The sequence below is a fragment of the Streptomyces acidiscabies genome, assembly GCF_020010905.1.
In the GTDB taxonomy this organism is placed as follows: Bacteria; Actinomycetota; Actinomycetes; order Streptomycetales; family Streptomycetaceae; genus Streptomyces; species Streptomyces acidiscabies.
Map to the genome: position 1 here is coordinate 137,775 of NZ_JAGJBY010000002.1, position 26,487 is coordinate 164,261.

Sequence of the window (26,487 nt, forward strand, 5' to 3'; positions counted from 1 at the left end):
TCCCCACTCGCATCACCCGCCCCTACATTGGGGAGTGAGCACGCAACGACGAAGAGTCACCGGAAGGGGAAGCCGGTGACCGTCGAGTGCGGAAGGTTCAGGTGTTGTCATGGCAGCTGATCGGCCTCTCAACGAGGTTGTGTTCCTTACCGTGGCGGAAGTCGCCGCGGTGATGCGCGTTTCGAAGATGACCGTGTACCGCCTGGTGCACAGCGGTCATCTGCCCGCGATCAGGGTGGGGCGGTCCTTCCGCGTCCCCGAACAAGCGGTGCACGAGTACCTCCGCGAGAGTTATGTGGGGGTGGAAACCGCCTGACGGCTGACCTGGGGGGGATCAGCACAGAGCACTTCCGATCTCCCCCGACCCCCTCGATTACGACCTCAGCGCGCGGACGGGTAGGCTGGCCCCTCGTAGGTCGTGTGGGCCCCGGCGCCCAGCACCGAGTGATGAGAAGTGAGCGAGGGTAAGTCGTGGGCTCTGTCATTAAGAAGCGGCGTAAGCGGATGGCGAAGAAGAAGCACCGCAAGCTGCTGAAGCGGACGCGCGTCCAGCGCCGTAACAAGAAGTAAGCCCGAGCGCTTACTAATTGAATCGGCGCGCGTCGCGTACGCGTGGTGTGGCCCCCATCGGATATTCCGGCGGGGGCCACCCGCATATCCGGCCATGCTTGCCTCGGGCAGTCATCACAGCGCAACACCGAACCGCTAGGTTGGCACCCAACACCAGGCCCTGGAAGAAAGGCGCTGATCTTGGGGAAGGTCGTGCTTGTCACCGGAGTGGCCCGCAGGCTGGGGGGACGGTTCGTACGGCGGATCCAGCGCGATCCCGGCGTGGACCGGGTGATCGGGGTGGACGTCGTACGGCCCGAGCACTCCCTCGGGGGCGCCGACTTCGTCCAGGCGGACATCCGCCAGCCGACCATCGCCCGGGTGCTGGCGGAGAGCGGCGCCGACACGGTCGTCCACATGGACGTGACCGGCACCCCTCTCGGCAGCGGGAGCCGGACGTCGGTCAAGGAGACCAACGTCATCGGGACGATGCAGCTGCTGGGGGCCTGTCAGAAGGCGCCCGGCGTCAAGCGGCTCGTCGTGAAGTCGAGTACGAACGTGTACGGGTCCGCGTCGCGCGATCCGGCCGTGTTCACGGAGTCGACGGCCGCGAAGTCGCTGCCGAGCGGCGGGTTCGCGAAGGACGCCGTCGAGGTCGAGGGGTACGTACGCGGGTTCGCGCGGCGGCGGCCCGATGTGGCCGTGTGCGTGCTGCGGTTCGCCAACATCCTCGGGCCCGGCGCCGAGACGCCGCTCGCCTCGTACTTCGAACTGCCCGTGCTGCCCACGGTGTTCGGGTACGACCCGCGGCTCCAGTTCGTGCACGAGGACGACGTCATCGAGGTGCTGCGGATCGCGTCGTACGACCCGGCGCGCGGGACGTTGAACAGCGGGACGTTCAACATCGCGGGGGACGGGGTGCTGCTGCTGTCGCAGTGTTCGCGGCGGCTCGGGCGGCCCACCGTGCCGCTGCTGCTGCCAGCCGTCACCTGGGCGGGGTCGCTGGTGCGCACGCTCGGGATGACCGACTTCTCGCCCGAGCAGATCCGGCTGCTGACGCACGGGCGGGTGGTGTCGACGACGCTGATGCGCGAGACGCTCGGGTTCTCGCCGGCGTACACGACCGCCGGGACCTTCGCGGACTTCGCGCGCAGCCAGGGGTCCGGGCTGCTGCCGCCGGAGCTGGTCGGTGACGCCGTCGACCGGGTCGCGGCGCTGGTCCCGCCGAAGACGCCGAACTTTCCGACGCCGAGCGCGAACTGAGGAGCGTGTCCACGATGGCGGACGCCAAGGTCATCCCGTTCGACGACGACAGGTCCCGTACGGGGACGGCGACGCGGCCCGCGCGGCGCCGGGGCGGGCTCGGGAAGCGGGAGGCGCGGAACGGCGAGGTCCAGCCCCTGCCCATCAGGGCTCCTGAGCGCGATGATGTTCCTGTGACACCACAGGAGCCGCGGTCCGTCGAGCGGCGTATCGCGGGCGGGCTGTCGTTCCTGCGGCGGCGGCTGACCGGGGAGTACGAGGTCGACGACTTCGGCTTCGACGAGGAGCTCACCGACCAGGTCCTGATGTCGCTGCTGCGGCCGGTGTACGAGAAATACTTCCGGGTCGAGGTGAAGGGCATCGAGAACATCCCCTCCGAAGGGGGTGCGCTGATCGTCGCCAACCACTCCGGGACGCTTCCGCTGGACGGGCTGATGATGCAGGTCGCCGTCCACGACAACCACCCCGCCGACCGCCATCTCCGGCTGCTGGCCGCCGACTTGGTCTTCGGCCTGCCGGTCGTCAACGAACTCGCGCGCAAGCTCGGACACACGCTCGCGTGCGCGGAGGACGCCGACCGACTCCTCGGCCAGGGCGAGTTGGTCGGCGTCATGCCGGAAGGCTTCAAGGGCCTCGGCAAGCCCTTCGGTGAACGCTACAAACTCCAGCGCTTCGGCAGAGGCGGCTTCGTCTCGACGGCCCTGCGCAAGGGGGCGCCGATCATCCCGTGCTCGATCGTGGGCGCGGAGGAGATCTACCCGATGATCGGCAACGCGAAGACCTTGGCGCGGGTCCTGGGCTTCCCGTACTTCCCGATCACGCCGACGTTTCCGTGGCTGGGCCCGCTGGGCGCCGTTCCGCTCCCGACCAAGTGGACGATCCAGTTCGGTGAGCCGATCCCGACGGACGGGTATCCGCCGGAGGCGGCCGAGGACCCGATGCTGATGTTCAACCTGACGGACCAGGTGCGGGAGCAGATCCAGCACACGCTGTACAAGTTGCTGGTGCAGCGCCGGTCGGTGTTCTTCTAGGCGGCTCGGCGAGTGGGTGCGGGGAGCCGCCGGACGGAGTTCGGCGCAGCCGTGCGAAGCCCGCGGAGCGGTGCGAGGGCGGCAGACAGGAGGGGCCAAGTTGCTGGTGCAGCGGCGGTCGGTGTTCTTCTAGGGCGGGTACGACGATGGGGCGCCCCGACTTCGAGTCGGGGCGCCCCATCGTCGTACTAGTCCACGTCCTCGCTGTCGATGCCCAGGCCGGGGAGGAGGCCGGGGACGAGCGGGGGGATCGTGACGTCGGGGGGTGTGGTGGGGAGGGCGGGGGTGGTGGGGAGGTTCTTCGGGGGGTCCAGGAGGTTGCCGCCGGTGTTGCTGTCGAGGAAGCCGTCGTCGGACGGGGTGGCGGGGGCGGCCGGGGTGGTCGAGTGGCCTGGAGTGGTGTGGTCCGGGGTGGAGTGGCCCGGGGTCGGGGAGGTGGGGGTGGTGGTGCCCGGGGTGGTGGTGCCCGGGGTGGTGGTGCCCGGGGTGGTGGTGCGGGGGGTCGTCGAGCCGGGGGACGGGGGTGGCGGGAGGAGCGACTGGAGGGGGGCCACCTCCTCGTCCATCGCGTCGAAGACCAGCGTGACCTGCTCGCCGACGTCCCCCAGCTGGACCGGGAGGTGGTCGCGCAGGGCGCCCCAGGTCTCGCGGTGGGACTGGGCGAAGGCGGAGAGGGCGCGCATCGGGCCCAGGGACTCCGGGTCGCGCTCGTACGCCTCGTGCAGGAGGCGGTGGCCCTCCGTCGCGTCGTGGGTCATGCCCGAGAGGGTGCGGCGGATCTCGCCCAGCGACTCGTGGTCGAGGTGGGCGCCCCGGCCCCGGTCGAGGAGGCGGCGCGCTTCGTTCAGGCGCGTCGACGCCTGGTCCAGGTACGCCTGGCCGCGCTCCGTGTCGTCGTCCGTCAGGTAGGTCAGCTTGAAGTCCTCGATGCCGCGCTTCAGGCCGTACAGCGAGTCGCCCGGCAGCGCGTCCGAACTCGCCGCCGCGACCCCGCCGAAGGCGCCCGCGGCGACGCCGACGCTCAGGCCGCCGGCCGTGAGGCCCTTGGCCAGGCGCCCGCGCGGGCGGAGCTTGCCCAGCGACCGGTGTTTCGCGGCGCGGTGACCGCGCTGTTCCGGTACGGAGGGGGCCTCACCCCCTTGCAGCATCGCTTCCATCGCGGCGACCAACTGCGCCCGGTGGACGACCTTGACCTCGGGGTCCAGCTGCGGCTTCGGCAGCTCCGCCAGGTCCGCCGTCAGGGACAGCAGCGTGTCCTGCTCGGTGCGGTCGGCGGCGGCCGGTGCCGGCGGTGATCCCTCGGGCTGCTCGGCCGCCGTGCCCTGGTCCGAATCCTCCAGGGCCTGGGCGAAGGCGTTCGCCCGCCGGTGTGCCGATACGTTCGCGATCACTGGCGGCACCTCCTCTCGTCATCACGGTCGACTCCCCTGGGGGTCGGAGGGTTGCACGTCCTCGACCGGTTCCCCACGATCGGGTGACCGGGGGCGGGCGGAACGTGACCACAGGGAGCCTGTATCCCGCTCAACGAATGGCGCGGCACTTGGGTTACGGACTGAGGATGATCGGATCGGGAAGTCAACGGACTTTCACTGAAAGTGAGTTGGCGGGAGGTTTCGGTTACCGGGCGTCTTCCGGCAGGAGCCGGGCGAGGGTACGGACGGCCCGGTACTGGAGCGTTTTGATCGCGCCCTCGTTCTTGCCCATCACCCGCGCGGTCTCCGCGACCGACAGGCCCTGGAGGAAGCGGAGCGTCACGCACTCCTGCTGCTGGGGGTTCAGGCGGCGCACCGCGTCCAGGAGCGCCGCGTTCGACAACGACTCCAGGACCGAGTCCTCCGGGGAGCGCTCGACCTCGTTCGCGTCGAGCATCTCTCCCGTCGTCACCTCCAGGCGGAAGCGGCTCGACTTGAAGTGGTCGGCTACGAGGTTCCTTGCGATCGTCACCAGCCAGGCGCCGAAGTCACGGCCCTGCCAGGTGAAGGTGCCGATCCTTCTGAGTGCGCGCAGGAACGTCTCGCTCGTCAGGTCCTCGGCGGTGGCCTTTCCGCCCACCCGGTAGTAGATGTACCGGTAGACCGTGTCGCTGTACTGGTCGTACAGGCAGCCGAAGGCTTCCGCCTCGCCGGACTGCGCGCGTTCCACCAGGTCCATCATGCGGGCGCTGTCGCTGTCCGCGGCGGGGCGGCGGGCGGCGGGTGCGGTCGTGCGACCGCGCCTGCCGACGGTGGTGCCGCCGTCGGCGAGCGCGTAGCACGCGCCGACGGGGGTGGCGGTGGCGAAGGCGGGGACGCCGAACGCGGGGGGGACACAGCCGCGCAGCGTTTCCTTTAGCGTCGCGATCGAATCGCGCAGCGTAGCCAGGCCCGAGGCGTCAACCCCGACGTGTGGGTACACGGGACTCCCAGAGGCAGAGCTTCCATCACGTGCAGTGCGGGACCGATCACCTGTTGCAGTGGTGGGCGGGTTCCGGAATGCGTTTGAGGAGAATAACGCTTCGTGAAGGCCCTGCTACGCCGAGTTGCTCAAAACTTCGATTACGTCGGGTTTGTGACCGATTGACGTCGAATCAAGTTCACTGTTCCGACCGGGGGTTGATCGAAAAAGATCGGCTTCGGGGGTGGTTCGGGGCGTGTTGAGCCGGGTGCGGGCAGCGTTGTGGCTTGTCGCGCCGTTCCCCGCGCCCCTAAACGCCAACTGCTCGCGCGTGGGATGCGAGTTGACGTTTGCTGGGGCTTGTGAGGGGTTGCTGACGGGACGGCTACGACGATTTTCGGGCCGTCGGATAATCGCGTGGGGTGTGGGGGGTGTTGTGGCTTGTCGTGCCCCGCGGCGGAGCCGCTGATGGATGCAGCCCCGCGCCCCTGAACGCCAACTGCTCTCGGGCGGGATGCGAGTTGACGGCTACGGTGATTTTCCGGCCGTCGGATAATCGCCTAGCTCGGCCGGTGTCTGAGCTTCAACTACCGCTTTCTGCGGCTCAATGCGATCGCCGCCGCCGTGCCGCCCGCCACCGCGCCTACGCCTGCCGCCGCCGGGATGCCTACGCGGGCCGCCTTGCGGCCTGTGCGGTAGTCGCGTAGGCGCCAGTCCAGTTTGCGGGCGTGTTTGCGGAGTTTGGTGTCGGGGTTGATGGCGTAGGGGTGGCCTACCAGGGAGAGCATGGGGATGTCGTTGTGGCTGTCGCTGTACGCGGCGCAGCGGGTCAGGTCCAGGGATTCCGCTGCGGCCAGGGCACGTACCGCTTCCGCTTTGGCCGGGCCGTGGAGGAGTTCGCCCACCAGGCGGCCCGTGTAGATGCCGTCCACCGACTCCGCGACCGTGCCCAGTGCTCCCGTCAGGCCCAGGCGGCGCGCGATGACGCGGGCGATCTCGATGGGGGCCGCTGTGACCAGCCACACCTTCTGGCCCGCGTCCAGGTGGGCCTGGGCGAGGGCGCGGGTGCCCGGCCAGATGCGGTCGGCGAGGTACTCGTCGTAGATCTCCTCGCCGATCGACTGGAGCTCGGCGACCCGGTGGCCCTTCACGATGGACAGGGCCGAGTCGCGGGCGTCCTGCATGTGCTCGGGGTCCTCGTGGCCGGCCATGCGGAAGTACGCCTGCTGCCAGGCGAAGCGGGCGAGGTCGCGGGTCTCGAAGAACTTGCGTTTGTAGAGGCCACGGCCGAAGTGGAAGAGGGCCGCGCCCTGCATGACCGTGTTGTCGAGGTCGAAGAACGCGGCGGCCTTGTCGTCGCCCTGGACAGGGAAATCGGGTTCCTTGTCCTCAGCGGTCTGCGTCTCCTCGTCCTCCTTGGAGGACTTGCGCGCAGCCTCAGCCGACGCTTCACCTGCCAACACGCTCCGTGCCGTGGCTGAGCGCCTACGGGGAGTGAGCCATCCGAGAGCGGCCATGTCGTGAGCATAGCCAGTCCATCGGACACGTTCCGGATCGGTGGGGTTCGGATGGTGTGAACTCTCCACGACCGCACCGTTAAAGAGCGCGGCGAGGGCCGGACAATGGGCCGTATGACTCCGCTCTTCCGGCGCAAGCCCGCCGCACCGAAGCACGTCACCCTGATCGGCAAGCCCGACTGCCACCTCTGTGAGGACGCCGAGGCGGTGGTGGCCAGGGTGTGCGGGGAGCTGGACGTGGTGTGGGAGAAGAAGGACATCCAGCAGGACGCCGCACTTCACGACGCCTACTGGGAGCAGATTCCGGTCGTTCTGGTGGACGGGAAGCAGCACACGTTCTGGCGCGTGGACGAGGCCCGGTTGCGGAAGGCACTGACCAGCTAGTCCAAAGACGTACGAATGTCGCTTAGGATCGATGGCCAGGTGGTCTTGGGGGCGGGATTCATGAGGAGCGTGAGCTGTTTTGCCCCCAGGAGTGAAACGCGTGACCCCGGTCACGTTGGCCGGGCAAATCGGACACCATCTTTGTGCACGCGTTCACAAAGACATAGCCTGCTTTCGACGGGGCGGTCCGGGGACGTACGACCGCCCAGAGCCCCGCGCAACCCGCAGGAGCACCGTGGCAACTGGCCGAACTCACCGACCGGCGACCCGTAGCCGAGGGATTCCCGAGGCCACTGTCGCCAGGCTTCCGCTGTACCTCCGTGCCCTGACCGCGTTGTCGGAGCGCTCGGTGCCCACGGTCTCCTCCGAGGAGCTCGCGGCGGCGGCGGGGGTCAACTCCGCCAAGCTGCGCAAGGACTTCTCGTACCTGGGGTCGTACGGAACGCGCGGTGTCGGCTACGACGTCGAGTATCTCGTCTACCAGATCTCCCGCGAGCTGGGCCTCACCCAGGACTGGCCGGTCGTCATCGTCGGCATCGGTAACCTCGGCGCCGCCCTCGCCAACTACGGCGGGTTCGCCTCGCGCGGGTTCCGTGTCGCCGCTCTCATCGACGCCGACCCGGCCATGGAGGGCCGCCAGGTCGCCGGCATCGCCGTACGCCACAGCGACGACCTGGAGCGGATCATCCAGGACAACGGTGTGTCCATCGGCGTCATCACCACCCCGCCGAGCGTCGCGCAGCAGGTGTGCGACCGGCTCGTGGCCGCCGGGGTGACATCCATCCTGAACTTCGCGCCGACCGTGCTGACCGTCCCCGACGGGGTCGACGTCCGCAAGGTCGACCTCTCGATCGAGCTCCAGATCCTCGCCTTCCACGAGCAGCGCAAGGCCGGTGAGATCGCCGAGAACGCGACCGCCGCCGCGCAGGGCGACTCCCCCGAGGGACCTGACGGGGACGTCCCCGCCGTGATGCCGGCATGAGTCTCCTCGTCGTCGGCCTGAGCCACCGCAGCGCTCCCGTGAGCGTCCTGGAGCGGGCCTCGCTCGGTCAGGACGCGCAGGTCAAGCTGCTCCAGGACACGGTCGCCGCGGACCCGGCCGCCGAGGCCGCCGTCCTCGCCACCTGCAACCGGATCGAGCTGTACGCCGACGTGGACAAGTTCCACGCCGGGGTCGCCGAGCTGTCGACGCTGCTCGCGCAGCACAGCGGGGTCGGGCTCGACGAGCTGACGCCGTACCTGTACGTGCATTACGAGGACCGCGCCGTCCACCACATGTTCTCCGTGGCGTGCGGGCTCGACTCCATGGTCGTCGGCGAGGGGCAGATCCTCGGGCAGCTGAAGGACTCGCTGGCCAAGGCGCAGGAGCTGCACAGCGCCGGGCGGCTGATGAACGACCTCTTCCAGCAGGCGCTGCGGGTCGGGAAGCGGGCGCACTCCGAGACCGGGATCGACCGGGCCGGACAGTCGCTGGTCACCTTCGGGCTTGAGCAACTCGCCCGCGAGACGCCGGTCGAGGAGTGGGTGCGAGGGAAGAAGGCGCTGGTCATCGGCGCCGGATCGATGTCCTCGCTGGCCGCCGCGACGCTCGCGCGCGCCGGGGTCGGCGAGATCGTCGTCGCCAACCGGACGCACGACCGCGCCGAGCGCCTCGTACAGATACTGGCCGACGGTACGGACGTGACGGCCCGCGCGGTCCCGATGGAATCGGTGCCGGGCGAGCTGGCACGGGCCGATCTGGTGGTCTCCTGTACGGGGGCGACGGGGCTGGTGCTCACCGGTGAGGACGTCGCTCGCGCCGTCGAGGGGCGTACGGAGGCGGTTGTCCGCGGCGCCGTACCCGCGCCGCGCGCCGTCAAACCGCTACAGACCGAAGAGTCCTGTCCCCTCGACCTCGGCGCCGTCCAGCAGGGCTTCTCCGTCGCCGGAGATGCCGCCGTCGCCGGGATGGACGCGGCCACGCTGGAGCAGCACGCCGCGTGGGTCGACAACGGGAGCGTGGACCGGCGGGCCGACAAGGAGGCCGAGCTGATCTCGGCGCTCGCGCAGACCGCCGCGACCGTCGGCCGCATTCCCGAGCGGCGCCGTCCCGAAACGGCGGACGTCGTCTCCGCCGAAGCCGAACCCGCACTGTGCCTGCTCGACCTCGCGATGCCCCGCGACATCGACGCCGCCGCCCACCGCGTGGGCGGGGTGCGGCTGGTGGACATCGAGTCGCTGGCCGAGGCCAGCGCGGACGCGCCGATGGCGTCCGACGTGGACCAGGTCCGGCGGATCGTGTCGGACGAAGTGAACGCCTTCGGTGCCGCGCAGCGCGCCGCGCACATCACGCCGACCGTCGTCGCCCTGCGGACGATGGCCGCCGACGTGGTGGCCGGCGAGATCGCGCGCCTCGAAGGACGGCTCCCCGGGCTCGACGACAGGCACCGGGCCGAGATCACCCAGACCGTGCGGCGCGTCGTCGACAAACTCCTGCACGCGCCGACCGTACGGGTCAAGCAGCTCGCGGCGGAACCCGGCGGCGCCGGGTACGCGGACGCGCTGCGCACCCTGTTCGACCTCGACCAGGAGACGGTCGCCGCCGTGTCCCGGGCAACGGATGAGAAGGACCCGGAATGAGTGACAAGGCGCTGAGACTGGGGACGAGGCGGAGCAGACTCGCCCTCGCCCAGTCCCGGCAGGTGGCCGAGGCGGTGAGTCAGGTGACCGGGCGTCCGGTCGAACTCGTCGAGATCACGACGTACGGCGACACCTCCCGCGAACACCTCGCCCAGATCGGCGGGACCGGCGTGTTCGTCACCGCGCTGCGCGACGCGCTGCTCGCGGGCGAGGTCGACTTCGCCGTTCACTCGCTGAAGGACCTGCCGACGGCGCAGCCCGAGGGGCTGACGCTGGCGGCCGTACCCGTGCGCGAGGACCCGCGCGACGTCCTCGTCGCCCGGGACGCGCTGAAGCTGACCGATCTGCCCCGCGCGGCGCGGATCGGGACCGGTTCGCCGCGCAGGGCGGCCCAGTTGAACGCGTACGCCCGTGCGCACGGTCTTGAGTTCGAGCTGGTCGCGATCCGGGGGAACGTCGACACCCGGATCCGGTACGTCCACGACGGTGAGCTGGACGCGGTCGTGCTGGCCGCCGCCGGGCTCAACCGGATGGGGCGCGCCGACGAAGTCACCGACTTCCTGTCGATAGACGCGGTTCTGCCCGCCCCCGGCCAGGGGGCACTGGCGATCGAGTGCGCGGCGTCCGACGCCGACCTCGTCGCCGCGCTCGGCGAACTCGACGACCCGTTCACACGGGCCGCCGTAACGGCCGAGCGGTCACTGCTCGCCGCCCTGGAGGCCGGTTGCAGCGCACCTGTGGGTGCGTTGGCCGACCTGCTGGCCGACGGGCAGATTGTCAAGGAAATGCGCCTGCGGGGGGTTGTCGGTACCACCGACGGTTCCCGTACGGTGCAGCTGTCCACCACCGGTCCCGTGCCCGAGACGCATGACCAGGCAACGACGCTCGGTCGCGAGCTCGCCGCCGAGATGCTTGCCCAGGGCGCGGCCGGTCTGATGGGGGAGCGAGCACATTGAGCCCCACCACCCTTCCCTCCGGCCTGGACCACGGGCACGTCACCTTTCTGGGTGCCGGACCCGGGGATCCGGGACTGCTGACTCTGCGCGCCGTGGAGGCGCTGGCGAGCGCGGACGTCCTCGTCGCCGAGCACGAGGTGCTCGACGTCGTCCGGACGCACGCGCGGACCGGCGTCTCCGTCGTGCCCACGGACCCCGCCCCGGGCACGATCGCACCACAGCCAACGGTAGTTGACAGCGCGTCAGCGACCGTGGCGCTTCCCGTGGTGCGGGATGCGGCACATCTTGTCATGGAGGCCGCGCGGGGCGGCAGGCGGGTCGTCCGTGCGGTCTCGGGCGACCCGGGACTTGATACGTACGCCGCCGCCGAAATGCTCGCCTGCGCTTCCGCGGGTGTGCCGTTCGAGGTGGTGCCCGGTGTGGCCGCCGCCGTCGGGGTGCCGGCCTATGCCGGTGTGCCGCTGCGGGACGCCCAGGGCGCGGACGTCCGGTTCGTGGACGCCCGTACCGCCTCCGACCGGTGCTGGACCGAGGTGGGGGCGTCCGACGGGACGCTCGTCGTCTCGACCTCGCTGGATGCCGTCGCCGCCGCCGCGGGGGAGCTGGTCTCCGCCGGGCGCAAGCCGGATACGCCTTTGACGGTGACCGTCGCCGGGACCACCACCCGGCAGCGGACCTGGTGCGCGACCCTCGGGACCATCGCGCAGACCCTCAAGCAGGCGAAGGTGCTGCCCTCGCCTGATGGGTGGCGGCCCGTGATAGCCGTCGTGGGGGAGCGGTCCGCTCCCGCCCAGCGGGATCAGCTCGCGTGGTTCGAGTCGAAGCCGTTGTTCGGGTGGAAGGTGCTTGTTCCTCGTACGAAGGAGCAGGCGGGCTCTCTCTCCGAGCAGCTCCGTTCTTACGGCGCTGTGCCGCACGAGGTGCCCACCATCGCCGTCGAGCCGCCCCGGACGCCCCAGCAGATGGAGCGTGCCGTCAAGGGGCTCGTCACCGGGCGGTACGAGTGGATCGCGTTCACCTCGGTTAACGCCGTCAAGGCTGTGCGGGAGAAGTTCGAGGAGTACGGGCTCGATGCCCGTGCCTTTGCCGGGATCAAGGTCGCGGCTGTGGGCGAGCAGACCGCCAAGGCGTTGATCGCCTTCGGCGTGAAGCCCGACCTGGTGCCCAGCGGGGAGCAGTCCGCCGCCGGGTTGCTGGAGGACTGGCCTCCCTACGACCCCGTCTTCGATCCGATCGACCGGGTGTTCCTGCCTCGGGCCGACATCGCCACCGAGACGCTGGTCGCCGGGCTCATCGACCTCGGGTGGGAGGTGGATGACGTGACCGCTTATCGGACGGTTCGTGCTTCGCCGCCGCCTGCCGAGACCCGGGAGGCGATCAAGGGGGGTGGGTTCGACGCGGTGCTGTTCACCTCGTCGTCCACCGTGCGGAACCTGGTCGGGATCGCCGGGAAGCCGCACAACGTGACGGTGATCGCCTGTATCGGGCCGGCCACCGCCAAGACCGCCGAGGAGCATGGGCTTCGGGTCGACGTGATGGCTCCTGAGCCGTCCGCGCAGAAGTTGGCGGAGGCGTTGGCGGAGTTCGGGGTGCGGCGTCGGATGGCCGCGCTGGATGCCGGGGACCCTGTTACGCGGCCGAGCGAGCGGCGGCCCGGGGGGCGGCGGCGCCGGGCCACCTGATGTGAAAGACGGCGGAGCGCGCTATTTCCTCGCGGGGGGCTGCGAGGGGGTGGGGCGCTCCGCCGTCGGCCTTTGCTGTGAGCGGCCGTTGACCATGGTCCGGGGTGCGCTTCGGGGTTGTCGTTGGCGAGGCGTCCACGGTTGGTTGGCGTGGCGTCCACCGGGTTGCGGCGGGAATGTGTGCTGCTGCAAGGTCGGGTCTCGTCAAGCTCGGCAACTCGTGAACGGGGAACGCTTTGCGCAAGAAACTGGCCGCTTTGCTCGGTACGGCGGTTCTGGCGGGCGCGGTGACGGTGGTGGGGCTGCCGGCCTCCGCCTCGGCCGCGACCATGCCGTCCGCGTGTCCGAAGGAGCTCATCCTGCCGGTGCCGGTGACGGAGAAGGCCACGACGAACGTCAACCTCCGCAGCGGGCCCAAGAGCGGCGCCACCTCGAAGGGACTGCTCACGAAGGGGACGAAGTTCGACCTGTACTGCTCGTCGGGCGGCTCGCAGTCCTGGGGGTACGGGAAGGTGCTCGCCGGGGCCAACAAGGGCAAGTGGGGTTGGGTCGCCGAGAGGTACCTGAAGCAGGTCTGAGATCGACACCGCGTCGGCAAAGGTGCTCCCGGGGCGGGCGTAGCTTAGGGATATGTCTACGTACGCTTCCTTTCCCGGCTCCCGGCCCCGGCGGCTTCGTACCTCTCCCGTGATGCGGCGGATGGTCGCGGAGACGCGGCTGCACCCGGCGGACTTCATCCTTCCCGCGTTCGTGCGGGAGGGGGTGGCCGAGCCCGTGCCGATCCAGGCGATGCCGGGGGTCGTGCAGCACACGCGGGACAGTCTCAAGAAGGCCGCCGTCGAGGCCGTCGAGGCCGGGGTCTCCGGGATCATGCTCTTCGGGGTGCCGGAGGAGTCGAAGAAGGACGCGTACGGCACGCCGGGGACCGACCCCGACGGGATCCTCCAGGTCGCCCTGCGCGACGTACGCGCCGAGGTCGGTGACGAGCTGCTGGTCATGTCCGACCTCTGCCTCGACGAGACCACCGATCACGGGCACTGCGGGGTCCTCGACGAGCAGGGGCGCGTCGACAACGACGCCACACTGGAGCGGTACGCCGAGATGGCCCAGGTCCAGGCCGACGCGGGCGCCCATGTCGTGGGCCCCAGCGGGATGATGGACGGCCAGATCGGCGTCGTCCGTGACGCGCTCGACCAGATCGGGCGGGAGGACGTGGCGATCCTGGCGTACACGGCGAAGTATTCCTCCGCGTTCTACGGGCCGTTCCGCGAGGCGGTCGGGTCGTCGCTGCGGGGCGACCGCAAGACGTACCAGCAGGACCCCGCCAACTGGCGTGAATCCCTGCGGGAGTTGGCCCTCGACGTGGAGGAGGGCGCCGACCTGGTGATGGTCAAGCCCGCCGGTCCCTACCTCGACATCCTCGCCCGCGTCTCCGACGCCGTCGACCTTCCCGTCGTCGCCTACCAGATCTCCGGTGAGTACTCCATGGTCGAGGCCGCCGCCGAGAAGGGGTGGATCGACCGGGACCGCGCGATCTTCGAGACGCTGACCGGGATCCGGCGGGCGGGGGCGCGGAACATTCTGACGTACTGGGCGGTGGAGGCGGCTCGGAAGCTGGAGGGGTGGCAGTGAGGTGAGTAACTCAACTGCCGTGAGCCGTTAGGTAGTTGGAGGAATTTTCGGCTCGGGGTGAGGAGACTGTCGTGCCTGGTGATGCGCTTGAGGTGGATCCCGCCGAGTTGCGGCGGCGGATCGATACGACCAAGGCGCATCCCGCGCGGGTCTATGACGTGTTCCTCGGGGGGAAGGACAACTATCCCGTCGATCGGGAGGCCGCCGCTGCGGGGCTTGTCGCCAATCCTCGGGGGTATCTCGATGTGCGGCACAACCGGGACTTCATGCGGCGGGCTGTGACTCGGCTTGTCGGAGAGGGAGTTCGGCAGTTTCTTGATGTGGGGACCGGGTTGCCCACCGGGGAGAACGTGCATCAGATCGCCCAGCGGGTGGTTCCCGAGGCTCGGGTCGTGTACGTCGACAACGATCCCGTGGTGCTCGCGCACGCGCGGGCGTTGCTGACTTCGGGGGCCGAGGGGCGTACCGATTACATCGACGCGGATCTGAGCGAGCCGGGGCGGATTCTTGAACTCGCCGCGCAGACGCTGGACTTCAGCGAGCCGGTTGCCCTTGTCCTCGTCGCCGTTCTGCACTTCGTCGAGGACGAGCAGGCCTATCCGATCGTGCGGGAGCTGGTGGAGGCGTTGCCTGCCGGGAGTCGGCTCGTGCTGAGTCATCTCACCGACGAGATGCATCCGGGGCCCACACGGGCGGTCCAACGGACGTACACCGAGCGGGGGTTCACGTTCGTGTTCCGGTCCAAGGCCGAGGTGGAGCGGTTCTTCGACGAGACGCCGGGGCTCGCTCTCGACTCGCCTCCCGGTGTCGTGCCGGTGCATCAGTGGCATCCGGGGGCCGCGCCGCTGCCGCCCGCCATCGAGGCGGAGGCGTTCGAGGCGCTGGACGACATCGAGAAGATCCGGTACCGGGACATCAACGATGTGACGGACGACGACATCAACGTGTACGGGGCTACGGGGACCGTCAGTCGATGACGTGCCGCAGGTAGGTGGCGGGGTCGTCGAGGTAGCGGCGCCAGTGGTCCACCAGCTCCAGTTCGGGCCAGGTCGTTCTGCGCAGGCCGTGTTCGCCGACCTCGATGATGTCCGCGCCGGGGAGGGCGGTCAGGAGCGGGGAGTGGGTGGCGCAGATGACCTGGCCGCCGGATCTCGTCAAGTGGTCGATGTGGCCCAGGAGTTCCAGGCAGGACGTGAAGGAGAGGGCCGCCTCCGGCTCGTCCATGACGTAGAGGCCCGCGTGGTGGAACTTGCCTCGGAACGCGGCGAGGAAGCCTTCGCCGTGGCTGACCTCGTTCGGGGCGAAGCCCTCTCTGTCCAGGGCGTCCAGCGCGGTTTCGGCGCGGAGGAAGAAGCCCCTTCTCGCCGACCAACTGGACATCATGCGGCGGCCGTTGGGGGTCGCGTCGAGCTTGAGGCGTTGGCCCAAGGGGGACTTGGGGCGGTGGCTGGCGTACTTCCAGTCGTGGGAGCCGCCCCAGGGGTCCAGGCCGAAGGACTCCGCGATGGCTTCGACGAGGGTGGATTTTCCCGAGCCGTTCTCGCCGACCAGGAAGGTCACCGGGGCGGTCAGGCGGAGGCCGGTTGCCAGGAGGTCTGCGACGCAGGGGACGGACCAGGGCCATTCGAGGGCGCCGGTGTCGTCCTTGTCGTCCGGGGTGGTGTGGGCGTACACGCGGTCGATGATCACGGGGTCAGTCCCACCAGAAGTGCCAACTCGGGGCGCCGATCAGGTCCTTGGCGTACGCCTCGATCGTGCCCGAGCCCTGCTCGATGTTGTCCGGGCAGAAGGCGTAGTGCTCGGCGGCGATCGCCTCCGCCTCCTCCTGCGTGGCGGGCGGGGCGGCGACCGAGACGGCCAGGGTGGCGAAGCCGATGGCCACGACGCGGGCGCCGAAGCGGTCCTCCCACGTGCGCAGGACCGCGCAGAGGCGGGCCACGTCGTTCTCGTGGTTGAGGGGGCCCGTCCAGCCGATCGCGGCCGGGATGTCGGCGGAGCGGCGCGCGGGGACGAGGGCGAGGTGGGGCGCGGTGAACCAGGTTCTGTCCTTCGACTCCGAGATGTCGTCCGCGAGTTGGGTGGCTCGTGTGTCGGGGTCGGCGGTCGGGGTGGTGGCGGGGGCGAGGCCGGGCCAGGTGTGGGTGAAGGGGGCGCGCGGGTCGGCGTCGTACTCGTCCTCCACGGTCTCCCAGAACTCCGCGAGGACGTCCTCCGCGTCGTGGTCCCCCGGGTACGACGCCGCGTCCGGGTCCAGTTCCCAACCCTGGCGCTCCTCCCAGTGGTTGGCCACGTCCACGAGTACCGGGAGGAGGCCCGCCTGGCTCGCCTGGGCGCCGAGCGCCGTCCAGTTGCCGGAGGACGAGGGCTGGTTCGCGTACCACAGCAGGGGCTGCGGCCAGTTGGCGTCCACCAGCTTGCCCGGCGGGAGTCGGAGGCCCAGTTTGCGGCCGCTCGGGTCCGACGCGAGCTGGGGGAGGGGGTTCGGGAGAGTCGCCATGTCTGTGACTTTAGGCGGCGGCACTGACAATCGGGGCGGGTGTGTCAGGTGAGGGGGGTTTCGGTGTGGAGGCCCTTGGTGTCCGTGCCGGTGAAGAGGGAGACGTGGCCATCCGCCCAGCGGACGATGACGTCGTTGGCGGTCGTGTTCGCGGTGAAGGCGCCGGCGGTGACCAGAGTGGCGTTCTTCCAGGGGGAGTTCGGGGGCTGGAGCTGGGTTTCTGCGGGGAGGGCTTGGGGCGTCAGGCCGGGGTAGAGGGTCGTCTCGCCGTCGCTCCAGCGGACGATGACGTCGTCGGTGGGGCTGCTGGTGACCGTGGCCGTGGTGAGCTGGCCTGCGTGGGGCCAGGTGGCGTTCTTGGCGGTGATCTGGGTCTGGTCGCTCAGGCCGTTGGTGGCGAGGTCGGCGTAGAGGGAGACGTGGCCGTCCTTGAAGGTGACGAGGAGGTCGTCGCGGTTGCCGCCGGGGGTGAAGCGTCCGCCGGTCATGAGCTGGACCGTGTCGCGCCACAACGCGGTCTGGGGCGGGGCGAGTTGTTTCTCGCCGTGGAAGCCCTGGGGGTCGACGGTCGGGTAGAGGGTCATCTCGCCGTCGGTCCAGCGCACGGCCAGTCCGTCGGTCTTTCCGCCGGTGTTGACGGTGGTGAGGGAGACGGCCTTGGCCCAGATGCTTTTGCTGGGGGCGAGTTGGTACTCGGCGGTGAAGGGGTGGGTGGTGTCGCCGCCCTGGTAGAGGGTGACCCTTCCGTCGTCCCACCGAACGATCAGGTCCATGTGACGGGAGCCGCCGGGGGAGCCGCCGGTGAAGTAGCCCGCCGTCATGCCCACCGCGTGCTTCCAGACGGCGGGGGCGAAGTCGGGCAGCACCAGGGTCTTGTACGGCGGTCTCGCGCCCACCGTTCGGTGCGCCGCCGCGTCGTTGAACAGGGCCTGCGCGTCCTTGCCGAACAGCGGGGCGTACGTCACCCAGTCGTCGTTCGCGTCGTTGCCGCCGCCGTTGTAGCCGCCGGTGGCGCCGATGACCTTGCCGGTTCCCCGGGTCGGGTCGTAGTCCTTGATCCAGGGGCCGCCGGAGACGCCGCCGTAGAAGCCCGTGCACGCCATCTTCAACTGGCCGTAGCCCGGCAGGCGTTGGGTGGTGACCGGGCAACGGATCGGGTTGTGGCGGGGGTTGACCTTCTCCGCGCTGGGGTAGCCGAGGACGGTCACGCGCTGCGTGTAGCCCGTGGCCGTCGCCGTGAACGTCAGCGCGCCCGTGACGTCCTCCAGGCGTTTGCCCCTGCTGTTGGGTGCCGTCTGCGTGAAGGCCAGGTCCAGGTCCGAGACCGGCTTCTTCGTGTTCGACACGTAGCGGGGGTCTATGTAGACGCGGGTGACCGGGAAGACGCCGTACGGCTGCGAGGCTGCGGGCTTGCCGCTCACGTATCTCGGTACGAAGATCCGGTGCGTGGCCTTTTGGAGGCCTGTGCCGCAGTGGCCTGCCGTCAGGACGATGTCCTTGGCGGCCGTGTGGACGACGCTGCCTGTGCAGAACGTGCTTTTGCCGCCCAGGGGTTTGCTGTCGAAGAAGAACGTGCCGACTGTGGGGTGGCCGGCGAAGTGTTCTGGGCGGGGGGTGCCGGGGGGTGGGGTGCTGTGGGGGGTGACGGCGTCGGTGTGTGCGTGGGGGGTGGCCGCGTCGGTGTGCGCGCGGGGCGCGGAGGGGGTGGCCGTCGGGACGGCGTCGGTCATGCGGTCCGCCGTCCAGTACTGCTCTTCTTCGCGCAGGCTCGGGGTGGCTGGGCGGGGCGGGGTGGTCCGGGGGGTGGTCTGTTGTGCCGTGTCCGTGGGTGGTGCGGAGGAGGCGGGGGCCGTGCTGAGCGCGGTTGCGCTCAGGGTCAGCGCGAGGACCGGGAGCCAGGCGTGTCTGGAGCGCAAGGGGACGTCTTTCGGTCTCGGGGAGGCGCCGGACGCGCCGTGCGGGGCCTGGAGGGGTGCCGAACTTCCTTCCGGGTTCGAGTGATTATAGGGTCGGTGTCGAGATTGGCTCCGTACGCGGGGTGTGCGGGGTTTCGGGCGTATGGAGAGCGGGCGGCGGACGTGAAAGTGATCGCGTCCGGTGCCGCGGTCGGACGGGGAATCATGGGCGGGTGGGCTCGACAGCCCCGGGCTTCGAATCCTGGCTGCCTGCACATGTGCTGAGGCGGACTACGACGTGCACGAAATGGCCATGCACCGTAGCGGTCGAGGCGTGAACACGCGTCTTGCGGCAGCCAAGTCGGGCACTCAACAGCGTTCGCTGTGGCCCGTCCGGTCCGTTGCCGATGGCGGAGCAGAGTCGCGCCGCAGGCCGCTTTGGATGTTCTTCCGCTCGGTGCGGAGTTTCTCCAGGACGCGGGCCACGTGCTTCTCGACGGTGCGGGGGGACAGGAACAGGGTCTGGGCGATGTCCTGGTTGGTGGCGCCGTCGGCGAGGAGCTTGGCGACTTCCCGTTCACGGGGTGACAGTTCGCTGCCGTAGCCGCGGCGTCCCGGTCGCCGCGATGTCTGGACACCGAGTTCGCGCAGGCGGCGCTGGCAGCGTGCGGCGTCGCCGGTCGCGCCGAGTTCGGTGAAGCCGTGTGCGGCGTCGGCCAGGTGCGTCGTCGCGTCTTCGGGAGACGAGGGGGTCAGGGCTTCGCCCCGGCGTTCGGCGGCCTTGGCGACCTCGTAGGGGCGGCCGATGTCCTGCCATCTGTGCTGTGCCTCGGCGAAGTGCTCGGCGGCCCGCGCCGGGTCGGTGGCGCGGAGCAACAGGCCTCGGGTCAGGGCCAGTTCGGCCTGGGCGGCCGGCGCGTCGCGGTCGTACAGGTCCGACTCGGCCTCCGCCACGAGTCGTTCGGCCGACGCGTGGTGCCCGCAGGCCAGCGCGGCCTCGGCCGCGACCGGGACGAGGTCCAGGGTCCGGGTCCAGGTCCTGAGTCCTCGCACCATCGACAGCGCGGGTTCGGCGATCGCCCAGGCCGCCTGTGGGTCACCCTCGGCGAGCCGGACCGCGGCGAGCGCGGCGGCGATCCTGATGCTCACGTCCACCTCGCTCGTGCCGTCGGCGGCTGTCGCCGCGGTGGCGAAGTGGTCGTGGGCCCGCCGTCCCTGGGCGAAGGCGAGGTGTCCCCGGCACAGAGCCCGGTCCACGTCGATCTGCTTCACGTCGGGGTGGGCCTGCGCCAGGGCCGCGTAATCCTCCTCCAGCCGGGTCCAGCGCCCGGCCAGCAGGTCCAGGCGCAGCTCCGCGACGCGGGGGAGGCACTCGATGCGCCCGTGGGTTGCGTGTTCGAGCAAGTCCTCGACCTCGCGCAGCAGAGCGCGGGCCCGCCGGTCGTGGCCGAGCTGGAGCGCTACCTCGGCGAGGGCGTACAGCGCGTAGGCGGCGTCGCGCGGCACCGCTCCGGCGTCGTCTCGGCGCGGCAGCTTCTCCAGCAGCGGCCAGACGGCGGGATCACCGTCCCGGGCCATCAGGATGAGCCGGTTGATCTGGACCAGTCTCCGGCTCCTCTCGTCGGCGCCGTCGCGGACGGTCCGCTCGGCTCGGCCCTGCCAGTCCCACGCGTGCGCGGCGGCACCGTCCCGCTCGTTGAGGGCCAGGTTGAACATCGCCATGGCCGCCTTGTCCGGCTGGGTGGCCGCCAACTCGTCGGCGGCGTGGGCGAGTTCGCGGAAACCGGCCGGGTCGGCGCCGACGTTGAGCATGACCAGACCGAGCCCCAGGCGGATCTCGCCCCGGGTGGCCTCCGGCAGCCGCGGATCGTCCAGCACCGATCCCAGCTCGCGGACGGTCACGGCGTAGTCGACGCCGTAGTTGACGATCCGGGCGAGCGTGAGCGCGGCCCGGGACCGCCGCTCGGTGTCCACGTGGGGTCGGTCCAGGACCCGGTGCAGGAGGGTGGCCGCGGTGCCGGTGTCGCCGAGCGCGACGGCCTGGTCGACGGCCTGCTCGATCTGGTCGAGCCACCCCTCCTGGTCGCCGGTGGCCAGCGTGTGGCGGGCGATCTGCACCAGCGGGAGGGGGGCGTGGGTCCGGAGCTCGTCGATGGCCCGCCGGTGCAGGCGGGCCCGGCGAGGCCACGGGATGTGCCGGTAGGCGACCTGCTGGGCCAGCACGTGACGGAAGCTGTAGCGGCCGGTGTCGGTCACGCGCAGCACCGCCGCCCGCAGCGCGTCGACCAGCCCCTCGGCCGCCGCGTCACCGTCCAGGCCGGCGACCTCGGCCAGCAGTTCTTCGGTGGCCGGTACGGCCAGCACCGCCGCCGCGTCCACGACCGCGCCGCCGATCGGCGACAGCGAGTTCAGCCGTTCGGTGACCGCTTCCCGCAGACCGGTGGGCACTTCGGCCCGCTCCAGCTCCCTGACGTCGCGACACGCCTGGTCCCGTAGCGTGATCAGGTCTTCCTCGGCGACCAGCGGCAGGCCCTCGCTGCGGCGGTGGAGCACGGCGCACAGCTCTGGAGTGGCATGGCTGCCCAGCGCCGCGCCGGCGAGATCCGCCACGTCGGTCTCGGTCAGGGGCGACAGCCGGATCACCGTGCCGTTGGTGCCGGGTGGCGGGCGGTAGGCGGCGCCCAGGGCCCCGGCCCCGGTCGGCAGGTCCTCGGCCCGGTAGGTGACCACCAGGACGAACCGGTCGGGCAGGTCGCGGGCGAGCAGCAGGAGCAGTTCGCGGGTGGCGTCGTCGGCCCAGTGCAGGTCCTCGACGACCAGGATCACCCGGCCGACCGCGTCGAGCACGGAGCGTACGGCCTGGATCAACTGGTGGCGCAGCGCACCTGGGTGGCCCGGTGTGGCGGGCGCCGGCGGTAGGCGGTCGGCCAGGTCGGGCAGCAGCGGGGCCAGTGCCCCGGCCGTCGGCGGCAGCCCGGTGGCCGGCAGCCACGGACCGACCTTGCCGAGCGCGTCCACCACCGGCCCGTACGGCAGGGGTTCGCGCAGTGGGCAGCAGAAGCCCGTCACCACCCGCCACCCCTCGGTCTTCAGGATCGCGGTGGCCTCGCGTACCAACCGGGACTTGCCCATGCCGGCCTCGCCCTCGATCATGACGACCGCAGGCGACCGTCTGGTGACGGTGAGTAGCAGATCGAGTTCCTGGCGACGGCCGACGAACCTGAAACCCCGGCCAGGACCGGGGGAACCTTGCTGGTCAGCCACCTGAGTACCGTCCCTTGCGGACACATCCTGGCTCGACTGGGTGACGGAAGGTGACCGGCGGAGGCTGGTCGGCCCGCCATCGTCGGCGGTACCCACTTTATTGCGGCTGCCTACCCATTCAATGCGTTTGTGACGCGTTCCTCATACCCGTCCTGAAGCGGCCGTCTACCCATTCAATGTGTCCCCCATTGTTTCGGCCTGCCCCTTATCCGCATCGTCGATGCCATCCACTCACTCCCCGACACGGAGAGCTCATGTTCAATCGAGCAGCAACGCGTCTGCCCCTATGGCGGATGCGCTACCGGATATCAGCACTCGCGGCGTTCCTCGCCGCCGTCGCGATCGTCCTGATCCAGACCGTCGCCTCGACCAGCCCGGCGCGCGCGGCGGGGTTCTGGGACTGCCCGCGAGGCTTCGGCAACTCCTCCTCGTGTTCCAACATCGTCAACAACGACACCGTCAACGAACGGCAGTTGCCGGCCCAGGTGTACCGCGGGGACTCGCGGACGCCGTACGAGATCTTCACCAACGGCTTCACGGCGGTCGGTACCAACTACGACATGCGGAGCCACCTGCAAGGCCGCGACGGCAGCGGCTACATCTCCACGAGCGCGGACCTGTCGCAGGCGGAACGCTTCGCCAGCAGCCAGGGTGGCCGCAATCTGGGTGCGGCGATGGCGAATCCCAGCTGCCGGACCGGCCGCCCGGTCGCGACGTGGACTCCCTTTCCGGGGATGGGCTGGACGCTGACCGGTCAGTGCACCAGCAGCTGGGTGGAGGCGGACACCTACGTGTACGTCATCGACTCCCACATGGCGCGGAACGCTCTCTACACCGACGACCAGGTGCGAGGAGATGTCGCGCTCCAGCGCTTCGGGGGCCAGCAGGAGTGGGCGTACATCCACCACATCGACCGCACCGCGATCATCGGCGTGCGCGTGTACCGCATGCGGGAGCGAGTCGTCAACGGCCAGCTCGACTACCGGAGCCGGACGTTCACGTACGACCGCTTCGTCGGCAATCCCCACCATGCCGAGGCGCGGGCCGCCTATGACCCGAGCTCCGACCCGGGCGCCCGCTTCAACAGGGACACCTACCTCGGCGTGCCCGCGATCGCGGCGAACCCGTACACCCGCGGCTGCAGTGCGATCAACCGGTGCAGGGACGGTAATGGCTGAGACCGGCTCGACTCTCGACACAGCCGGCCACGCAGACGACGCCGTGATCGCCCGCCCCTCGGACCCAAGGAAGATCATGCTGGAAAACGCATCAGCAGCGCCGCGCCGTATGCGCTCCGCGCTGCGGGAGCGGCCGGGCGCCGCCCTGCTCGCCGTCCTGTCGCTCGTGCTGGCGGGCGGGTCGCTGCTGCCGGCCGCCGCCGCACAAGCCGACACCGCCACTGCCACCGCCACTGGTTCCGACTGGGAGGAGGTGGTGGAACTCGCGGGCTACAACCACGCCCTGACCGCGTTCGACGACCCGAAGAGCGGCCCGACGATCATCTTCCCGTCCGACTACACCGGTGACATCAACAACCTGCAACACCCGAGCGACTGGACCGACTCCACCGGCGCCACGCCGACCAGTTGGCCCACCCCCGCGACCGCCAAAAGCGCCAGGTTCACGCAGGACCAGCTCAACAGCGTGCAGAACGCGGTCCTCGACGCCATCCAGCCCGGCGACGACACCACCACCTACTCCCTGGCCGCCGCCTACGACGGCGCGAGCGACCGGGTGATCGTGCAGACCAACGCCCCCTCGTCCGTCACCGACCCGCTGACCGCCAAGTACTCCGACCAGGTCGCCATCCAGGGCCCGCCCGCGAGCACCCCGCCCCCCATGTGCACGCAGCAGATCTCGCTCACGTCCAACCCCGGCAACACCCATGGCGCGACCGCGGCGAGCGACCAGTTGCAGGCCCTGGCCGACTACAACTGCGCCCTGTCCGCCTACCAGGACCCGAACACCGGCCCGGTGATCACCTTCCCGTCCGACTACGCCGGTGACACCAACAACCTGCAGATCCCGCAGCACTGGACCGACTCCAACGGCAACACCCCGACCAGTTGGCCCACTCCGACCGTCACCCGCAGCGCCAAGTTCACCGCCGCGCAGGTCCAGAAGATCATCGTCTCCGCCGTCGCGCAGATCGAGCCGGTCGGCTCGACGATCTACTACGCCGCCGCCCACTACGACGGGCTGAGCGACCGGATCGTGGTGGACACCGACGCCCCCTCCTCGGTCACCGACCCGCTGGTGGCCGCCTACCCCGACCAGGTCACCATCGCCGGCCAGAAGGCCCCGGCGATCCAGATCACCAACAAGCACAGCAGCCTCGACCTGGGGATCGACGGCGCCTCCACCACGCCCGGCGGCGCGGTCGTGCAGCAGAGCGCGGACACCACCGCCAACCAGCAGTGGCGGCTGATCGACGCCGGCAACGGCCAGTACAAGCTCAAGAACGTCAACAGCGGCCTGCTGCTCGGCATGGCCGGCGGCTCCGGCAACCCGGGCGCCAACGCCGTGCAATGGGGCGACGACGGCCACGACGACCACCTGTGGCAGGTGACCGACGCCGGCCACGGCTACGTCAAGCTGGTCAACGTGCGCAGCGGACTGCCGTTGGACGTCGCCGGAGCCTCGACCGACCCCGGAGCGAGCGCGCTCCAGAACACCGACAACGGGGCCGATTCCGAGCTCTGGCAGCTGACTCCGATCAGTTGACGAGTGGCGCCGAACCGGCACGGGTTGCGCGCATCTGTCGTGCGCGACCCGTGCCTTGGCGACGGCCTGGGGGTGGGTGGTTACGGGGTCAGCAGGGGGAGGGAGTTGAGGTGTTCCTCCGGGACGTCGAACGCGTCCGTGAGAGTTGTGAGGTGGGGGGCCAGGTACGTCGTGAGGGTTGCCCGGGCTGTTGGGAGTGCGCGGGTCTGGTCCGGCGTGAATGCGCCCTCCGCGAGGAGCAGGCCCTCGTACGGCTGGAGGTGGCGTAGGAGGAACAGGGCGTGCAGGGCGGTCAGTTCGGGGGAGTCCGCTCGTGTGCATGCCCTTGCGAACGCGTCCGACGCCTGGGCGAGTGCGTGCGTTTCCACCAGGGTCAGTGCCGGGAGCGCCGCGTTGTTCCAGCGGGCGAAGGCGCCGCCCTTGGTGCCGGGGGCGCGGAGGGCTGTGCGGGCCGTCTGGTGCCAGTGGCGTTCGGCGGTGGAGAGGGCCCTGCGGAGAAACGTTACGTCCGTTACGCTCTCGGCTCCCGTCGCCTTCGGCTGCTCCTCGGCGAGGTCGTGGGCGAAGAGCATCTCCGCGCCGGCCTTCGACCAGACGGCGAGGTTGTCGCCCTCGGCGGTGATCGCGCCCTCCGCGTTCGCGGGGTAGTCGGCGAGGCCGTTCACGGGGAACAGGCCGCGTGCGCCGCAGCGTTCGCGGCATTCCGTGACGATGTCGCGGGCTTGGTAGGTGATCCAGCCCTTCGCGATGGCCACGAGGCGCTCCGCTGCGGGGCGGTCGGGGGTGAGGGGGTGGGTGGGTGAGTGGATGGGCCACTGGTCCGCCTGGGCTGTGGCGGCGGGTGGTTCGGTGGATGAGTGGCTGAGCCTCTGGTCCGGTACGAGTGGTTCGGTGGGTGAGTGGTTCAGCCACTGGTCCGCCGAGGGCGCGGCGGCGGGTGGCTCGGTGGCCGAGTGGCTGAGCCACTTGCCCGCCGCGTCAGCCTTGCCCACCGCATCGACCGGCCCAGTGGCCGAGTGGCTGAGCCACTCATCCATCACCGCCCGGTGCAGGAACGTCATCGCGTACGCCGTTGCCACGCGGGCCAGCAGGCGGCTGTGGTGGGTGGTGTATGCCGAGATCGGGATGCGGGTGGTGCCGCCGGTCGGGGCCGAGACCTTGCGGTGTTCGGCGTAGCGGGCCGCTACCGTCAGGGCTGCTCGGGCGCCGCCCAAGGTGCTTGCGCTCATGCAGAGTTTGCCGGTGGTGACTCGGTCGATTGCTGTGAGGAAGCGTTTCCTTGGGCTGCCCAGGAGGCTCTTGATCGTGCCGTCGGGTTGTAGGCGGCCGTGGGGGCCCTGGATGAGGGACGTGCGGGGGAGGGGGACGTTTGTGAAGGTGGTGGTGCAGTGGTCTACCGGGCTGCCGATACGTTCCGGCAAGGGGGTGATCGTGATGCCGGGGAGGGGGGTGCCCGTTGAGTCCGTCAGGGGGGTGAGGAAGAGGAAGACGCCCTCGTCGCGGCCGTTCGTCAGGAGGCGGGCCGCTACTACCGCCGTTTTCGCGCCCCCGGCGGGACTCGTGTTCGGCATGAACTTTGCCGCGCCCGGGTGCGGGGTGTGGAGGGTGAACGCGTCGGTGGCGCGGTCGTACGTCGCCGTTGTTTCCAGTGCGGAGGCGTCGTTGCCGTGGGCCTCCTCCGTGCAGAGGAACGTTCCGGTGCGGGTGAGGTTCGTGAACGGGGTCAGGTCCCGGGGTGGGGAGTCCTGGTCGTCCAAGATGCTTCCGAGGAATAGGTTGTAGTGAATGCCCGCTACCGTTGCCGTCGCGCCGTCCACAACCGACGTCCACTCGTGCAGCGCGGCGAGGTGGCGGGGGTTGTTCGCCAAGTGCTCGGCGGGGAAGGGGAGTTGGTCGTGTACGTGGCGCAGGCGGTCGTATGTCAGCCGCCACCGTTCCTCGGTCGTCGCGTGGGGGCGGTGGCGGAAGACGGGGTGCGTGATGGTGTGGCGGTGGGTGGTGTGGACGCCGTCCTCGAAGAGGAGTTCTCGCAGCGTGGGGCGTGTTGTGGTGATCAACATGCCCCGTCTATCTGCGAGATGGGGTCTCAGGTAACGATCTT

The 26,487-nt window shown here is 70.1% G+C and carries 22 protein-coding genes; 14 read left to right on the plus strand and 8 right to left on the minus strand.

Annotated elements, in window-relative coordinates; genetic code table 11:
- The first annotated feature begins 109 nt into the window (after nt 1-109).
- The 4 genes from J8M50_RS27570 (at nt 110) to J8M50_RS27585 (ending at nt 2,843) form a co-directional block, all read left to right on the plus strand.
- On the plus strand, nt 110-316 hold the full coding sequence (locus J8M50_RS27570) for a helix-turn-helix domain-containing protein (RefSeq protein ID WP_010351066.1): 207 nt from the start codon (nt 110-112) through the stop codon (nt 314-316).
- 155 nt (nt 317-471) lie between these two features.
- The gene (locus J8M50_RS27575; RefSeq protein ID WP_003948845.1) at nt 472-570 is read left to right on the plus strand and encodes a 30S ribosomal protein bS22; all 99 of its coding nucleotides are present in this window, start codon (nt 472-474) and stop codon (nt 568-570) included.
- Between the two features lie 180 nt (nt 571-750).
- Entirely contained in the window at nt 751-1,812 is a 1,062-nt protein-coding gene (locus J8M50_RS27580) for an NAD-dependent epimerase/dehydratase family protein (protein WP_010351067.1), read from the plus strand.
- A 14-nt stretch (nt 1,813-1,826) separates the two neighbouring features.
- Entirely contained in the window at nt 1,827-2,843 is a 1,017-nt protein-coding gene (locus J8M50_RS27585) for a lysophospholipid acyltransferase family protein (protein WP_010351068.1), read from the plus strand.
- A gap of 188 nt (nt 2,844-3,031) precedes the next feature.
- Here J8M50_RS27585 and J8M50_RS27590 read toward each other — a convergent pair whose 3' ends face one another.
- The 3 genes from J8M50_RS27590 to J8M50_RS27600 all read right to left on the minus strand — a co-directional run bounded on the left by J8M50_RS27590 (nt 3,032) and on the right by J8M50_RS27600 (nt 6,733).
- A complete protein-coding gene (locus J8M50_RS27590) occupies nt 3,032-4,234 on the minus strand; it encodes a DUF5667 domain-containing protein (RefSeq protein WP_010351069.1) in 1,203 nt (400 codons plus the stop codon).
- Nucleotides 4,235-4,460: 226 nt separating this feature from the next.
- Complete coding sequence (locus tag J8M50_RS27595) at nt 4,461-5,237, minus strand: ECF subfamily RNA polymerase sigma factor, BldN family (protein WP_010351070.1); 777 nt, start codon at nt 5,235-5,237, stop codon at nt 4,461-4,463.
- Nucleotides 5,238-5,803: 566 nt separating this feature from the next.
- Complete coding sequence (locus tag J8M50_RS27600; RefSeq protein WP_075661321.1) at nt 5,804-6,733, minus strand: HAD family hydrolase; 930 nt, start codon at nt 6,731-6,733, stop codon at nt 5,804-5,806.
- A gap of 105 nt (nt 6,734-6,838) precedes the next feature.
- Here J8M50_RS27600 and J8M50_RS27605 point away from each other — a divergent pair, with 105 nt between their 5' ends.
- From J8M50_RS27605 to J8M50_RS27640, 8 genes are all read left to right on the plus strand, one after another.
- Entirely contained in the window at nt 6,839-7,117 is a 279-nt protein-coding gene (locus tag J8M50_RS27605) for a glutaredoxin family protein (protein ID WP_029183471.1), read from the plus strand.
- Nucleotides 7,118-7,352: 235 nt separating this feature from the next.
- Nucleotides 7,353-8,099, plus strand: a complete 747-nt coding sequence (locus J8M50_RS27610) for a redox-sensing transcriptional repressor Rex (RefSeq protein ID WP_010351073.1) — start codon at nt 7,353-7,355, stop codon at nt 8,097-8,099.
- Nucleotides 8,096-9,736, plus strand: a complete 1,641-nt coding sequence (locus tag J8M50_RS27615; protein WP_010351074.1) for a glutamyl-tRNA reductase — start codon at nt 8,096-8,098, stop codon at nt 9,734-9,736. The genes J8M50_RS27610 and J8M50_RS27615 overlap by 4 nt, the downstream gene beginning before the upstream one ends.
- Complete coding sequence (gene hemC / locus J8M50_RS27620; RefSeq protein WP_010351075.1) at nt 9,733-10,692, plus strand: hydroxymethylbilane synthase; 960 nt, start codon at nt 9,733-9,735, stop codon at nt 10,690-10,692. Before J8M50_RS27615 ends, hemC begins: the two co-directional genes overlap by 4 nt.
- Complete coding sequence (locus J8M50_RS27625; RefSeq protein ID WP_010351076.1) at nt 10,689-12,374, plus strand: bifunctional uroporphyrinogen-III C-methyltransferase/uroporphyrinogen-III synthase; 1,686 nt, start codon at nt 10,689-10,691, stop codon at nt 12,372-12,374. Before hemC ends, J8M50_RS27625 begins: the two co-directional genes overlap by 4 nt.
- Before the next feature lie 236 nt (nt 12,375-12,610).
- Nucleotides 12,611-12,952: an SH3 domain-containing protein gene (locus J8M50_RS27630; protein ID WP_010351078.1), complete on the plus strand. Its 342-nt coding sequence runs from the start codon at nt 12,611-12,613 to the stop codon at nt 12,950-12,952.
- A gap of 52 nt (nt 12,953-13,004) precedes the next feature.
- Nucleotides 13,005-14,006, plus strand: a complete 1,002-nt coding sequence (gene hemB / locus J8M50_RS27635; protein ID WP_029183473.1) for a porphobilinogen synthase — start codon at nt 13,005-13,007, stop codon at nt 14,004-14,006.
- Between the two features lie 71 nt (nt 14,007-14,077).
- Nucleotides 14,078-14,983 carry an SAM-dependent methyltransferase gene (locus J8M50_RS27640; protein WP_010351081.1) on the plus strand — a complete coding sequence of 302 codons (906 nt, stop codon included), beginning with the start codon at nt 14,078-14,080 and terminating at the stop codon, nt 14,981-14,983.
- Here the strand turns inward: J8M50_RS27640 and J8M50_RS27645 are convergent.
- The 4 genes from J8M50_RS27645 to J8M50_RS49785 form a co-directional block, all read right to left on the minus strand.
- The gene (locus tag J8M50_RS27645; RefSeq protein WP_010351082.1) at nt 14,973-15,695 is read right to left on the minus strand and encodes an AAA family ATPase; all 723 of its coding nucleotides are present in this window, start codon (nt 15,693-15,695) and stop codon (nt 14,973-14,975) included. The two genes, J8M50_RS27640 and J8M50_RS27645, sit on opposite strands and share 11 nt — an antisense overlap.
- Nucleotides 15,696-15,699: 4 nt before the next feature.
- The gene (locus J8M50_RS27650) at nt 15,700-16,503 is read right to left on the minus strand and encodes a DUF4253 domain-containing protein (RefSeq protein WP_010351083.1); all 804 of its coding nucleotides are present in this window, start codon (nt 16,501-16,503) and stop codon (nt 15,700-15,702) included.
- 44 nt (nt 16,504-16,547) lie between these two features.
- The gene (locus tag J8M50_RS27655; protein WP_141655535.1) at nt 16,548-18,419 is read right to left on the minus strand and encodes a trypsin-like serine peptidase; all 1,872 of its coding nucleotides are present in this window, start codon (nt 18,417-18,419) and stop codon (nt 16,548-16,550) included.
- Between the two features lie 348 nt (nt 18,420-18,767).
- Entirely contained in the window at nt 18,768-21,662 is a 2,895-nt protein-coding gene (locus tag J8M50_RS49785; protein WP_050987134.1) for an ATP-binding protein, read from the minus strand.
- 254 nt (nt 21,663-21,916) lie between these two features.
- Here J8M50_RS49785 and J8M50_RS27665 point away from each other — a divergent pair, with 254 nt between their 5' ends.
- Nucleotides 21,917-22,840 (plus strand): hypothetical protein, encoded by a 924-nt coding sequence (locus J8M50_RS27665; protein WP_158002771.1) that lies wholly within the window; start codon nt 21,917-21,919, stop codon nt 22,838-22,840.
- 76 nt (nt 22,841-22,916) lie between these two features.
- Nucleotides 22,917-24,386: an RICIN domain-containing protein gene (locus tag J8M50_RS27670; protein WP_141655536.1), complete on the plus strand. Its 1,470-nt coding sequence runs from the start codon at nt 22,917-22,919 to the stop codon at nt 24,384-24,386.
- 80 nt (nt 24,387-24,466) lie between these two features.
- On the opposite strand, the gene J8M50_RS27675 is transcribed toward J8M50_RS27670, so the two are convergent.
- Entirely contained in the window at nt 24,467-26,446 is a 1,980-nt protein-coding gene (locus J8M50_RS27675; protein ID WP_010351091.1) for an acyl-CoA dehydrogenase family protein, read from the minus strand.
- Nucleotides 26,447-26,487: the final 41 nt, after the last annotated feature.